The following is a 12,788-nucleotide window of genomic DNA, read 5'->3' on the forward strand; positions in this document are numbered from 1 at the left end:
GGGGGAACATCGGCAGATTATGAAACACTCAAAAATCTGGCAAATGTATCAGCCTCTAAAATCATGTGATCAATCCCGTTTCCTTTTTTGATCATAGTTCCGACTAATTTCGGTGCACTAGTTATACAACGTATATGGGAGAGAATAGACGCCAATGCGGTTCTGTTGGCAGATCGCCTGTCCTATGCGCGGGAATTACCTTCATGATGAAAAAGAGGCCGGTTTGAGGGAATAGAGAAATGGATAGCGTTTGTTGAAAGTAATTCGTTGGAATCTATATTATTTATTCATCACAATTCATAGATATTCATAACTCAATTCATGGGTATACGAACCATTAATAGTTGCCCATCAGGCGTCCGGCAAAACGCTCCTGCATTATTCCCGTGCATCGCTCTGCACATGCAGCTGCCGGTGATGGTAAGGCCCCGGGTGCATGGCCCCCATCATCACTTTATTTATACCGGCCATCCAATACAACCGGAGAGAAACCACAGATGACAGCCATACCAGACCGTCCGCACGTACTGATGATGTCGGAGATTACCGCTGACGGCAAACTCACGCTCAAGAAGGGCGCCTCCTCGAAGATCCTGATGAAATACATGGCACATGAGACCGAGCTGCTGCTCCATACCACCCGGGCTGAGTACGACGCGATCATGGTCGGGGCCAATACAATACGCATCGACAACTCGTTCCTTACCGTCAGGCTGGTGCCGGGAAAAAGCCCGCTCCGCGTGATACCCTGCAGCATGGCAGATATTCCCCTTGACGCGAACATAATGGGGCCGGATGCTCCTACGGCCATCGCGGTCTGCGAAGCTGCGCCGGAAGACCGGGTCGGGGCGATCAGGAATAAAGGGGTACATGTGATTGTGGCCGGCAAAACCCATGTCGAACTCCCGCTGCTCCTGAAGATCCTCAAAGAGAAATTCGGTGTAAACAAACTCATGATTGAAGGAGGACCGACCCTGAACTGGCATATGCTGCACGACCGGCTCGTGGACGAGATCCGGCTGATCCACCTGCCGTTCATAGTCGGAGGCTCGGATACCCCGTCCCTTGTCGGGGGCATGCATATCAACAGCGAGGACGAGATGATCCGGCTCAACCTTAAGAAATACTACATGTGCGGCAGCAACCTGGTCTCCGAATTCGATGTCCTGTACACGGGTGAGTAATCATGGATGAATATACCATTACGGGACCTACCATAATCGTCCAGCCAAAACCCGGGTCCAGGCTCAAATGGCTCCTCCTCGTCCTGTTTGCACTCATCGTCTTCGCAGGCGCTCTTATCGGGGGATATTATCTCACCCACGCCGATACTCACGGCGTTACCGTAGTCAGGATGGAGGGGACCATCGCTTCCGGGGATGTAAACGATGGCGACAGCATCGGCAGCGAGGTAGTCGGCGACCAGCTCCGTGAAGCAGCAGACGATCCGATGGTGGAAGCGATCGTGCTGCGGGTCAACAGTCCCGGGGGATCACCGGCCGGGGCCCAGGAGATCATCGAAGACCTCGATTACGCAAAGACCAGGAAGCCCGTGGTCGTCTCCATGGGCGACATGGCCACCTCAGCGGCATACTATGTCAGTGCGCATGCCGACCGGATCTATGCAGATCCCGATACGCTGACCGCAGGTGTTGGCGTGATCTGGAGGTTCTCGGACATCAGCAGCTGGATGCACAACGAAGGGTATAACCTCAGCGTAGTAAAGTCCGGCGCCTTCAAAGACATGGGGTCCGATTCCCGGCCCATGACTCCGGAAGAGCAGGCATATGCCGAGAAGATCGTGAACGAGAGTTTCGAGAATTTTATCGGGGACGTGACTACCCAGCGGGTGATCGCCCGCTCCGATATTGATGACGGCAGGGTGATCCGCGGGGCCGATGCGGTCAAGCTCAATATCGTTGACCAGCTCGGGAACCTGAACGACGCAATCGCCGGCGCAAAAGAGATCGCCGAGTCCCGGTCTAAATCATCCTGACCGGGTCCGTTTTCATGAACTCGCGGCAGACCGTTGTCGCATAATGCCCCGGAGGAAGGGTAAATTTCAGGCGGACGGTATTCCCGTCCATCGATGATTCAATAGCTGTTCTGAGCGATATGGGGCGGTACGCCCCGTCGAATTTCGTTTCAACGAACCGGGATGCCCGGTCAAAAGCCTCGGGAGTGATGGAGGACTCTGCCATCAGCTCCGCGATGATCCGGTCAGAAGAGGCCCCGCTCCCCGTTTTATCCTTGCCGGGCATGAAGATCGCGATGCTGCACCTGCCGCGCCGGATGTGGATGGCGGCAGCAGGGGCATTTGCCGGGGTTACGATGTCGGTCCGGCCGTTTGCAAAGATCAGCTGGTCGCCCGGTACCGGCCCGGTCAGGGTATACCCGTCATCAAAGCGCCGGCTCAGGGCGGAATTGAAGAGCCAGGACTGGTACGCGGAGACGAACATCGAGAGCAGCTTTGGGGGCAGCTCGTGCAGTGCGCCTGCATAGTCGCCCGGGTTCGTATACAGGTGGTGGAGCATTGCCCGCTCGTAGTTCATCTGGACGGGGAGCGCATGGAGTGCGGCTCCCGCATCGCGGCTTTCAGAGAACGCGGAGCGGATCGCCTTGATCCCGTCCGCCTCGTACGGGAAGGCCAGGCCGATATAGGTCAGGACTGCCTGCTCATAATCTCCCCGCAGGATCCATTCCCCTACCTTGTGCGTGACCGGACGGATCGCACCGAACCGCTGGAGGCCGAAGTAGTTGGGCACGCCCTCCCGTGCGGTCTCCGTTATTACCCGGACACGTTCCTCCAGATCCGTGGTATCGGCCTCGCGGATGACCAGGTCGAACCGGTTCCCCTGCAGCTGGCCGAGCGCGAGCGATTCGTTTGAATTCCTGATGGGCGTAAGGACGATGTCTTTCAGCCGGATAGCCTCAACCTGCTCTGCGGTCACATTGTAGATCGAGATCCACTGGGTGGTGATTGCGTTCCGGTCTTTTGTGCCGGCCCAGCCGATCCGCCGGTGGCTGATGCCGAGGCGGTTGGCGATCTCCTTTACCGCGTGCTGGAGCTCCCAGTTCGTCTTGGTGAGTGTGCAGATCAGGTACGGCCCTTCGGTCCCGCCCTTGCCTTCGAGGGGAATCTCCTCTACCACGAAGTCCTGCGGGGTGGTGCGGAGTTTCCCGCCGATCCCGTCGGCATCGCTCGCGTAATACTTCATGCCCAGTTCGCGTTCGAGCGGGTAGCTGCTCTGTTTCATAAGAGGGAGAGGTTGCCGGTGATCTTGTCGAGCTCTTCGCTCCTGGCCGGGCCAAGGCCGAGCGCCGTAATCGTACCGGGCGGGATCTCGGTCATGCCGGCATCCTGGATCAGCGAGGTGGAGATACCGTTGCGTTCCGCCAGTACTTTGAGTTCATAGAGCGTCCGCTCGTCGTTTGCCTTCAGCACGACTTTCTTCTGCCCTTCGGTGAGCCAGGCTTTCTGCAGGGACTTGTCGGCGCCATTGTATGCGCCGATTGCCGCATGGCCTGCCTGCGCACAGCGTTTACCGCAGCTCATCTTGACATCGTTGCGGATGATCAGGCACTGTTTGTACCGGAATACGGGCTCGGGAACCATGTGCCAGTACTTGGTTGCGGCACGTCAAATAGGTATAGCTGGAGGGACAAGGATGATGGATGGAGTGTCGGGACGGGACAGGCCGGGCCGGGGCAATACAGGAGCATTACGACCGGTTCCTTGCCGGCCACTACCTGTGGATGTCCGGGGGATTTGAGGCGAACGCAGAGACGAGCCACAGGTTCTTTGCTACGCACGGGATCGTTCCCCGGGACACCCGGGTAGCGATTGACCTCGGCGCCGGGTGCGGGTTCCAGTCGGTGCCCCTTGCGGTGGCCGGGTTCACGGTCCATGCTGTGGATCTCTGTCAGCCGCTGCTTGACGAACTCGCTGCCCGTTCGCACGACCTGCCGATCGCCATGCATACCGGAAACATCCTCGACTTCTCACTCTGGAGCGGGCACCGGCCAGAACTGATCGTCTGCATGGGGGACACGCTCACCCACCTGCCGGATATGGAATCCGTGGCCGATCTGATCAACAGGTGCCATGCGGAACTCAGGCCGGGCGGGACGTGCATATTCTCGTTCCGGGACTATATGGCTGCACAGCCGGGCGACGTGGATGTCATTCCGGTCCGTAAGGATGAGGACAGGATCTTTTTGTGCAGGCTCGAATACGCGAAGGACGCCCTACAGGTGACCGATATCCTGTACACCCTCTCGGCCGGCCGCTGGTCCCGTACCTCAGGCCAGTACCCGAAAATCCGTATCGGGTCGTATGCGGTCCGCAAGATCATGGCAGGCGCAGGATTCAGCATTCTGTACTGCAGCACCGGGAGCGGGATTATTACCGTTATTGCCGGGAAAACCTGAATAAAAAAATCCTGAATGACTGCTGCCGGGCCGGGGATCACTCCCGGAAAGGATCTGTCCCTCATGCGACTCATTTTTCTTCCCGCACCGCGAACATTCCGGGGATCAGCATGACAGGCGTTAAGCGGGACTTCGATGCAGTGGCAAAGACCTGGGACGAGAACCCGGGCCGGGTGAAGATGGCGCACGACGTGGCAACCGCAATCCACGATATTGTCCGCCTCACGAAGGATATGGACGTACTGGACTTCGGGTGCGGGACCGGACTCCTTACGCTCCAGCTCCAGCCGTCAGTGCACTCGATCACGGGGGTTGACAGCTCGCAAGGGATGATCGATATTCTCACCGCAAAGGTCCGGGAGCAGAGCCTGAAGAATGTGACTGCCCGGCACGTGGACCTCGACAAGGGCGGTGTGCTGGACGGGAAGTATGATCTCGTGGTCAGCAGCATGACGCTCCACCATGTGCCGGAGATCCAGCCGTTGATCGATCGGTTCGCGACGATCCTGAAACCCTCAGGAATCCTTGCCATCGCCGATCTCGATTGCGATGAAGGAAAATTCCACGATTCGAACGAGGGGATCTTCCACTTTGGGTTCGACCGGTGCGCCATGATGAAGCATTTCGAGAAGGCCGGGTTTGAGAATGTCCGGAACCGGACGGCGGCGATCGTGGCAAAACCGATGCCGGAGGGAGGGAGCCGGACGTTTACGGTGTTTCTGATGAGCGGGAGGAAGGGAGAATAAGGAAAATTTGGCTCTGTAGAAAACCTCATAATCGCTGACGCTCTTTTGGGCTTTGCCCCCGCCGCTATGGCATCCTCCATTTGCGATGACGACGTATTACCTGCCATTTGATTCGGGTCATCGCACTGCGCCCCGTCCCCGCGGGGGACTGGTAGCGCAAGAGGGGGGGGCATCGTCTCTTCGAAAAAAAATGATTTCTACAGAGCAGAAAATTTAACAAAATTTATGGAAATTCCCTGGCCTCACGGATATTATATGAATAGCGATGCCCTACGCGCAAAACGCCAGTCGGGTTTTGCGCTACTCATTACCTGTATCCAGAGAAATAAAAAGTCCATGATCCGCCGCGGGGGCGTCCCGTCGGAGCCGGCGGTGGCAATCGCTAATTTTGCAAAATGAGATTATCTCTTCCAATCCGGATCCGGACTATTATAGAATGGGATACCGATAGCATACTGAATATTCGCAGGAAAGATCCGGCAAGGTCACGATCATCGGATTCATGTATCCGCAACCGGAACACTTCCTTATGGCAGAGACCGCCCGGTGGGCCACCGAAGACATGATCCTCGTGGAGAACCTCGAGCATTCCTACGGGAATTTCAAGGCAGTTGATGGGATCAGTTTCTCGGTAAAAAAAGGCGAGATCTTCTCCTTCCTCGGCCCAAACGGCGCAGGCAAGAGCACCGCGATCAACGTCCTGATCACGCTCCTCGCCCTGCAGAAAGGGAAGGCAGTGATCGCCGGGTACGATGTGACCCGCGATCCCCAGCAGGTCCGCGAATCGATAGGCATCGTCTTCCAGGATATAACGCTCGACCGGGACATGACGGTCTGGGAGCTGCTCGAGTTCCATGGCCGGCTCTACAACATGCCTGTTGAAAAACGCCGGGAGCGGATCGATGAACTGCTGAAGCTCGTGCAGCTGGAAGCAAAACGCGATGAGCTCACGAAGAGGCTGAGCGGGGGCATGAAACGCAGGCTTGAGATCGCACGTGGCCTGATGACCCGGCCAAAAGTACTCTTCCTTGACGAGCCCACGATTGGCCTCGACCCGCAGACCCGGATGCGGATGTGGGAGTACATCAAGGGGGTCAACCGGGAAGGGACTACGATCTTCCTGACCACGCACTACATGGACGAGGCAGACCAGCTCTCGGACCGGATCAGCATCATCGACCACGGGAAGATCGTTATCACCGGGACGTCATGGGAGCTCAAGAACACGCTCGGCCATGACCTGATCTACCTGGAAACGGACAACAATGAACGGGCGCTGGCCATCCTTGAAAACTTCCCGGCAATCCGGGATATCAAGCCAAAGACGAAGGGGTTTACCCTCGTCGTGCACGAGGACGGGACAAAAGTGCTGCCCGGGATCATAGACCGGCTCCGGGCCGCGCAGATCGAGATCACCACGATCAACCTGAAGAAACCGTCCATGGACGATGTCTTCATCTTCTACACCGGCAGGGATATCCGTGACGAAGGACAGGCACCGGCACGGGCACGGTTCATGCAGGCAGGGAGGCGCTGATATGAATTACGGGTTTACCACGATCTTCTGGCGGGACATGATCCGGTTCGTCCGGTTCAGGACCATGCTCGTCGCCTCGCTCCTGCAGCCCGCGCTCTGGCTCGCCTTCTTCGGTATCGCGATGGCGAGCAACTTCGACCGGCTCATGGCAGGCATCCCCGTGCCCGCAGGAGCCCATGTGGTCGGGTACCTCACCTTCATGGCAGCCGGGGTCATCGCGATGACTACCCTTTTCACGAGCCTCTTTGGCGGGATCGTGATCCTCTTCGACAAGAACTGGGGGCTCATGCGGGAGATCCTGGCAAGCCCGATGAACAGGAACCACATCATCTTCGGAATCGGACTCTCCGGCGTAGCAAAATCGTTCATCCAGGCAATCATCATCATGGTATTCGGCGTCCTGATCGGTGCCGCCTTCTTTGCCGGGGATACCCCGGTCCAGGTCATTATCAGCGTTCTTGGCATCCTCGCATTTGTCGGCATGTTTGCACTCGGGTTCCTCTTCCTCTCCGCCGCCATTGCCATCTCGATGGAGAGCCCCGAGGGACTGCAGGGCGTGATCACCCTCATGACTATGCCGATCTTCTTTGCCAGCAACGCGCTGTACCCGATCGATTCGTTCCCAGAGATCCTGAAGATCCTCTCGATCTACAACCCGATGACCCTGCTCATCACCGGCATCAGGTACTTCGCGATCGGCCCGGACTTCGTGGCCCTTGGGAAGCACTATGTCTTCACGCAGGCCGACATCCTGGTCTCGTTCCTCGGCCTCACCGCATTCACGGTGATCATGTTCCTGCTCGCGTACTGGCGGTTCAAAAACGCGATCGTTACCTGATCGCGGTACGATCGCGACATGATCGACCACGTCCCTTTTTGAGGATGGCGACAGAACTGATCCATGAGGACACGCAAACGATGGGGCATATACTGGTTTCACCGCTGAACTGGGGGCTCGGGCACGCGACCCGGGATATCCCGGTCATCCAATCGCTCCTTGCGCACGGCCACGACGTGACCATTGCTGCCTGCGGGAGTGCCCTTGCCGCCCTGGAGCAGGAATTCCCTGCATGTACCTGCCGGCCATTCCCGGATTACTCAGTGCCGTTCAGTGCGAACCGGTTCTTCCTTGCGCAGTTCGTTGCATCCTTCCCGTACCTTCTCAAAGGGATTGCCGATGAGCACAGGAACCTTGCCGGCCTGCTTGCGGAGGATGAGTTCGATCTCATCATCAGCGACAACCGGTTCGGTATCTATTCTGACAGGACCCCATCAATCTTCATCACCCACCAGCTCCGCTACCATCTCCCGGCGATGGCCCGGCCCTTCGAGCTTGCCGGCGTCTACCTCAATAGTTTCCTGCACGCGAACTACGACCGGATCATCGTGCCCGACAACCCGCCGGGCCCGTGCTCCCTTGCCGGTAAACTCTCCCGGGCGGAAACCGGTGCTTCCCGGAGTCACGCATATTATGCCGGCATCATGACCAGCACCCGCAGGAGGGATGTGGCAGCAGACCTCGATTACCTGATCCTCATCTCCGGGCCGGAACCCCAGCGGACCCGGCTTGAGAAGATCCTGCTCCCGGCAGCAGGAGAACTTCCCGGTTCCATTGCCGTGCTCCTCGGGAGCCCGGAGAGGAGCGGTGACGACACCGTCATTTCCGGCAGATGCACCGTGATCCCCTACGCATCAACGGAAGAGAAAGAGCTCCTGATGAACCGGGCGAAGTGCGTGATCTGCCGGTCCGGGTACACGACGATGATGGAACTTGCGGAACTGGGAAAGCAGCGTGCCCTGCTCATCCCTACCCCGGGCCAGACGGAGCAGGAATATCTTGCCGGGCATTATGAGCGGAGGGGCTGGTTCCATGCACAGGCTCAGCACCGGATCGACCTGGACGCGGATCTCCGTCTTACAGATCAGTTCCATGGTTTTCCGGATATGCCCGGGACAGAGGAGAATGTGGAACGCCTCTATGAGGAGGTACTGGCGGGGTACCTTGAGTAAAGATCACCTCAGGGCTGGTGTTACCACGTCCGAGGATCGTAAGGAACTACTCTTTTAAAAATCGTTACAAAGAGTAACGCTCTTGGGGGTTTCACCCCCGCCGCTGTGGCAACCCCAATGCAATAACCTACTGAACGGTAATCCCGCAGCATCGCCAGGCCCAGGGGGGTGAGGGGGACAGGCACTGTCCCTTCCTCTTTAAAAAAACCTGCCGTGATTTTTTTATTTTTTTCAGAGAAATTTTTCCGGGATCCCCTGGTAGAAATTATTGGATAATTTTTTTTAAAAAACCCGCCGGTATATCTGATAAGGTCGTGAAAAAACTCACCCGTTCAGCAGTCCGGGTAATCCCCTTGCCCAGGCCCGGATCGCATCCCAGTCCTGGAAATCTGCCGAAGGGATCGTGCTGATATTTGCAAAGCGCTGCCAGAAACTGAGTTTTCCAGGGTCGATAGTACCGGCAAACAGGACTGTGGAGACGGGGACGATGGGAGCGATTGCCTTTTCCACATTGGCAGTCACGTAGGCCGCATCAGATTTCATACCCTCGTACAGGAGGCCAACGGCAAAAATGGCGACTGGCATCCGGGCAAGCTCTCCGCTGAACCGCTTTTTGGCAAAATTGCCGATATCCCCCAGGCCCCGGGGCCCGGCATAGATGGGCACGCCGATGATAACTGCATCATAGGCTTCGAGCGAGATCACGCCTTTCATGTCGGCAACATCCACGGCATGCCCTGCCTTCCGCAGCCCGTTGCCAATCTCTGAAGCGATCTCCGGCGTTGATCCAAGCTGCGATGCGTAAGTAACCAGGAAACGTTTTTCGGTCATTTCTCCACCAGGAAAGATTTGAGTCCGTGACTTTTCCCGTTTTCGTCTTCGCGAAAAGTCTGATTATTACTATTAAAGGTATTCAATATAAAAAAGTGATTTTTGATCCGGTATCACCGGCTCAGCACCGGCCTGAGGAACTCGCCCGTGTAGCTCCCCTTCGTCCCCGCAACCTTCTCCGGCGTCCCGGTCGCGATGATCTCCCCGCCGGCATCGCCGCCCTCGGGCCCGATATCGATAAGGTGGTCGGCAGATTTGATCACGTCGAGGTTGTGCTCGATCACGATCACCGTGTTGCCCTTCTCCACGAGATCGTCGAGCACCTTTATCAGTTTCTTCGTGTCGTCGAAGTGGAGCCCGGTCGTCGGCTCGTCCAGGAGGTAGAGGGTCCTGCCGGTCGCGCGCTTCGCAAGCTCGCGGGTGAGCTTGATCCGCTGCGCCTCGCCGCCCGAAAGGGTGGTCGAACTCTGGCCGAGCTTGATGTAGTCGAGGCCGACCCGTGACAGGGTCTCGAGTTTTGTCCGGATGGACGGGATGTTCTCGAAGTGCTTCATCGCCTCTTCTACGCTCATATCGAGGACATCGGCGATCGACTTCCCCTTGTACAGTACCTCCAGCGTCTCCCGGTTGTACCGCTTGCCCTTGCACTCCTCGCACTCGATGTACACATCGGGGAGGAAGTTCATCTCGATCTTGATGAGGCCGTCGCCTTCGCACGCCTCGCACCGCCCGCCCCGGATGTTGAAGGAGAACCGGCCCGGCGCAAAGCCCCGCATCTTCGCCTCCTTCGTCCCGGCAAAAACGGTCCGGATCTCATCGAAGACTTTCGTGTAGGTGGCGGGGTTGGACCGGGGGGTCTTCCCGATCGGGGACTGGTCGATGACGATCACCTTGTCGATCTCGGCATCGAAGACGATCTTCTCGTGCTTCCCGGCCTGCTCCCGGGACTTGTTGATGATCTGCATCATGCCCTTGTACAGGGTCTCGTACACGAGAGTCGACTTCCCGCTGCCCGAGACACCGGTGACGACCGTGAGGAGGCCGATCGGGAACTTCGCGGTGATGTTCTTGAGGTTGTTCTCCTTACAGCCCTTGATCGTGATGTACTGTTTCGGTGCCCTCCGTGTCTTTGGTACATCGATCTGCTTTGCGCCGGAGAGGTACTGGCCGGTGAGGGACTTTTTGTTCTTCTCGATCTGCTTCGGGTTCCCTTCCGCGACCACGTCGCCGCCATGCATCCCGGCCCCGGGACCCATGTCGATGACGTGCTCTGCGGACCGGATCATGTCCTCGTCGTGCTCTACCACGAGCACCGTGTTCCCGAGGTCGCGGAGGGTCCGGAGGGTCTCGATCAGTTTCCGGTTGTCGCGCTGGTGGAGACCGATGGAAGGCTCGTCGAGGACGTACAGGACGCCCATCAGGTTCGAGCCGATCTGGGTGGCGAGCCGGATCCGCTGGGCTTCCCCGCCGGAGAGGGTCCCGGCGTTCCGGGAGAGCGTGAGATATCCCAGGCCAACTTTTTCCAGGAAGTCGAGCCGGGACTGGATCTCCTTGATGATCTGGCGGGCGATCTCCCGCTCCTTGTCGGTGAGTTTCAGGGTCCGGAACCAGGCGGCGCTGCCCGAGACCGGCATGTCGGTGACACCGATGATGGATTTCCCGTCGATCCGGACTGCGAGCACCTTCTCCTTGAGCCGCTTCCCCTCACAGGCCGGGCAGGGGGAGACCCGCATGTAGCCTTCGAGCTCGCGTTTCCGCCAGTCCGACTGGGTCTGGGCATAGAGCCGGGCGGTCTGCGGGAGGAGACCTTCCCATTCCCCGGTGTGCGACCACTCGGCATCGCCGCCTTTCATGCTCATCGAGAACTTCATCCGCCGGTCCGATCCGTACATCAGGGCATTGTACTGCTCTTCCGTAAGATCCTTGATCGGCGTGAGGGCCGAAAAGCCGTAGTTCTTCGCGAGGGTCGCGAGGTACTGGCCCCGGAACCCGTCCATCGGGTTGCGGTACGGGGCAACGGCACCGTCGGCCAGGCACCGGTCCTTGTCCGGGATGATCAGGTCCGGGTCGAACTCCATCTTGACCCCGAGCCCGTGGCACTCCTCGCAGGCCCCGAACGGGCTGTTGAACGAGAACATCCGGGGCTGGAGTTCCTCGAACGCGATCCCGCAGACCGGGCAGGCCATCAGGGACGAATACGTAGACTCCTTCCCCTCTTCGTCCGCAACGAGCACGAGCCCCCCGGACTTCTTTAAGCAGTTTTCGACTGCCTCGGCAAGCCGGGACCGGTCCGAGGCATCGAGCCGGTCGATCACGATCTCGATGTCCTGCATCTTGTACCGGTCGAGCTTGATCTCCTCGTCGGTCCGGATGATCTTCCCGTTGACCCGGACCCGGGTGAACCCTTCCTTGTTGAGATCCTTGAGGAGCTGCTGGTACGTCCCCTTCTTCTGCCGGACTATGGGGGCGAGGACCGTGACCTGGCCCGGGTGTTCGGCCGCGATCTGCTCGGCGATCCGGTCCGGGCTCTGGGCCGCGATGGGGATATTGTGCTCGGGACAGAACGGCGTCCCGATCCGGGCATAGAGAAGCCGGAGGTAATCGTAGATCTCCGTGACGGTCCCGACCGTGGACCGGGGATTCTTGGAGGTCGTCTTCTGCTCGATGGAGATCGCAGGCGAGAGCCCCTCGATGGAGTCCACGTCCGGTTTCTGCATGATGCCGAGGAACTGCCGGGCGTACGAGGAGAGGGACTCGACATACCGGCGCTGCCCCTCGGCATAGAGGGTATCGAACGCGAGTGTCGATTTGCCGGAGCCGGAGACCCCGGTGATCACGACGAGCTGGTCGCGGGGGATCGTGACGCTGATATTTTTGAGGTTGTGCTGGCGGGCACCCTTGATGAGGATATCTTTCATGTTCGTGTGCTCAGACAATTAGCTCCGGTAGTTAAAGGAGTTCAGTTCGGGGCATGAAAGTGAAGGGGGAGAGATGTCCCTTTTTATCTCATGTATCGGAAAAAGATTCCCCTTCGGGGTGTCATCCTGCCAACAGGATACTCCGGAAAACAAGGGAGATGAGTGAACATGACCGACCAATCTCCTGCCAGCCGGATATGAGGGTTCCCGCCCCCGGTGTGGTGGGCGGGACTCCAGAGTGGGCGGTCCGGAGGATAATCCCCGTCATCTCACGAAAAAGTACGAAGGGGGGGTGTAATTGTGGGTGCAGTGAAC

At 58.2% G+C, this 12,788-nt stretch carries 11 protein-coding genes; 7 read left to right on the forward strand and 4 right to left on the reverse strand.

Annotation, left to right across the window (positions count from 1 at the left end; genetic code table 11):
- Positions 1–497: 497 nt before the first annotated feature.
- Complete coding sequence (locus WBL42_RS01035; RefSeq protein ID WP_424719409.1) at positions 498–1,184, forward strand: dihydrofolate reductase family protein; 687 nt, start codon at positions 498–500, stop codon at positions 1,182–1,184.
- 2 nt (positions 1,185–1,186) lie between these two features.
- Positions 1,187–1,996 carry a signal peptide peptidase SppA gene (sppA, locus tag WBL42_RS01040; RefSeq protein WP_424719410.1) on the forward strand — a complete coding sequence of 270 codons (810 nt, stop codon included), beginning with the start codon at positions 1,187–1,189 and terminating at the stop codon, positions 1,994–1,996.
- On the opposite strand, the gene truD is transcribed toward sppA, so the two are convergent.
- Positions 1,983–3,257: a tRNA pseudouridine(13) synthase TruD gene (truD, locus tag WBL42_RS01045; protein WP_424719411.1), complete on the reverse strand. Its 1,275-nt coding sequence runs from the start codon at positions 3,255–3,257 to the stop codon at positions 1,983–1,985. The two genes, sppA and truD, sit on opposite strands and share 14 nt — an antisense overlap.
- Positions 3,254–3,616, reverse strand: a complete 363-nt coding sequence (gene pth2 / locus WBL42_RS01050; RefSeq protein WP_424719412.1) for a peptidyl-tRNA hydrolase Pth2 — start codon at positions 3,614–3,616, stop codon at positions 3,254–3,256. The genes truD and pth2 overlap by 4 nt, the downstream gene beginning before the upstream one ends.
- 59 nt (positions 3,617–3,675) lie before the next feature.
- Here pth2 and WBL42_RS01055 point away from each other — a divergent pair, with 59 nt between their 5' ends.
- The 5 genes from WBL42_RS01055 to WBL42_RS01075 all read left to right on the forward strand — a co-directional run bounded on the left by WBL42_RS01055 (position 3,676) and on the right by WBL42_RS01075 (position 8,724).
- Entirely contained in the window at positions 3,676–4,431 is a 756-nt protein-coding gene (locus WBL42_RS01055; RefSeq protein ID WP_424719413.1) for a class I SAM-dependent methyltransferase, read from the forward strand.
- A 110-nt stretch (positions 4,432–4,541) separates the two neighbouring features.
- The gene (locus tag WBL42_RS01060; protein WP_424719414.1) at positions 4,542–5,177 is read left to right on the forward strand and encodes a class I SAM-dependent methyltransferase; all 636 of its coding nucleotides are present in this window, start codon (positions 4,542–4,544) and stop codon (positions 5,175–5,177) included.
- Between the two features lie 529 nt (positions 5,178–5,706).
- The gene (locus tag WBL42_RS01065; protein WP_424719415.1) at positions 5,707–6,714 is read left to right on the forward strand and encodes an ATP-binding cassette domain-containing protein; all 1,008 of its coding nucleotides are present in this window, start codon (positions 5,707–5,709) and stop codon (positions 6,712–6,714) included.
- A 1-nt stretch (position 6,715) separates the two neighbouring features.
- The gene (locus WBL42_RS01070) at positions 6,716–7,552 is read left to right on the forward strand and encodes an ABC transporter permease (RefSeq protein ID WP_424719416.1); all 837 of its coding nucleotides are present in this window, start codon (positions 6,716–6,718) and stop codon (positions 7,550–7,552) included.
- A 44-nt stretch (positions 7,553–7,596) separates the two neighbouring features.
- The gene (locus WBL42_RS01075; protein WP_424719417.1) at positions 7,597–8,724 is read left to right on the forward strand and encodes a glycosyltransferase; all 1,128 of its coding nucleotides are present in this window, start codon (positions 7,597–7,599) and stop codon (positions 8,722–8,724) included.
- A 324-nt stretch (positions 8,725–9,048) separates the two neighbouring features.
- Here WBL42_RS01075 and WBL42_RS01080 read toward each other — a convergent pair whose 3' ends face one another.
- On the reverse strand, positions 9,049–9,555 hold the full coding sequence (locus WBL42_RS01080; RefSeq protein WP_424719418.1) for a flavodoxin domain-containing protein: 507 nt from the start codon (positions 9,553–9,555) through the stop codon (positions 9,049–9,051).
- 113 nt (positions 9,556–9,668) lie between these two features.
- The gene (gene uvrA / locus WBL42_RS01085) at positions 9,669–12,473 is read right to left on the reverse strand and encodes an excinuclease ABC subunit UvrA (RefSeq protein ID WP_424719514.1); all 2,805 of its coding nucleotides are present in this window, start codon (positions 12,471–12,473) and stop codon (positions 9,669–9,671) included.
- Positions 12,474–12,788 lie beyond the last annotated feature (315 nt).

Origin of the sequence: Methanoregula sp. (assembly GCF_049686655.1) — an archaeon.
Taxonomy (GTDB): Archaea; Halobacteriota; Methanomicrobia; order Methanomicrobiales; family Methanospirillaceae; genus Methanoregula.

Coding starts and splice junctions, on each gene's coding strand:
- WBL42_RS01035 (WP_424719409.1), top strand. CDS start 498: ATGACAGCCATACCAGACCGTCCGCACGTACTGATGATGTCGGAGATT.
- sppA (WP_424719410.1), top strand. CDS start 1,187: ATGGATGAATATACCATTACGGGACCTACCATAATCGTCCAGCCAAAA.
- truD (WP_424719411.1), bottom strand. CDS start 3,257: ATGAAACAGAGCAGCTACCCGCTCGAACGCGAACTGGGCATGAAGTAT.
- pth2 (WP_424719412.1), bottom strand. CDS start 3,616: ATGGTTCCCGAGCCCGTATTCCGGTACAAACAGTGCCTGATCATCCGC.
- WBL42_RS01055 (WP_424719413.1), top strand. CDS start 3,676: ATGGAGTGTCGGGACGGGACAGGCCGGGCCGGGGCAATACAGGAGCAT.
- WBL42_RS01060 (WP_424719414.1), top strand. CDS start 4,542: ATGACAGGCGTTAAGCGGGACTTCGATGCAGTGGCAAAGACCTGGGAC.
- WBL42_RS01065 (WP_424719415.1), top strand. CDS start 5,707: ATGGCAGAGACCGCCCGGTGGGCCACCGAAGACATGATCCTCGTGGAG.
- WBL42_RS01070 (WP_424719416.1), top strand. CDS start 6,716: ATGAATTACGGGTTTACCACGATCTTCTGGCGGGACATGATCCGGTTC.
- WBL42_RS01075 (WP_424719417.1), top strand. CDS start 7,597: ATGGCGACAGAACTGATCCATGAGGACACGCAAACGATGGGGCATATA.
- WBL42_RS01080 (WP_424719418.1), bottom strand. CDS start 9,555: ATGACCGAAAAACGTTTCCTGGTTACTTACGCATCGCAGCTTGGATCA.
- uvrA (WP_424719514.1), bottom strand. CDS start 12,473: ATGAAAGATATCCTCATCAAGGGTGCCCGCCAGCACAACCTCAAAAAT.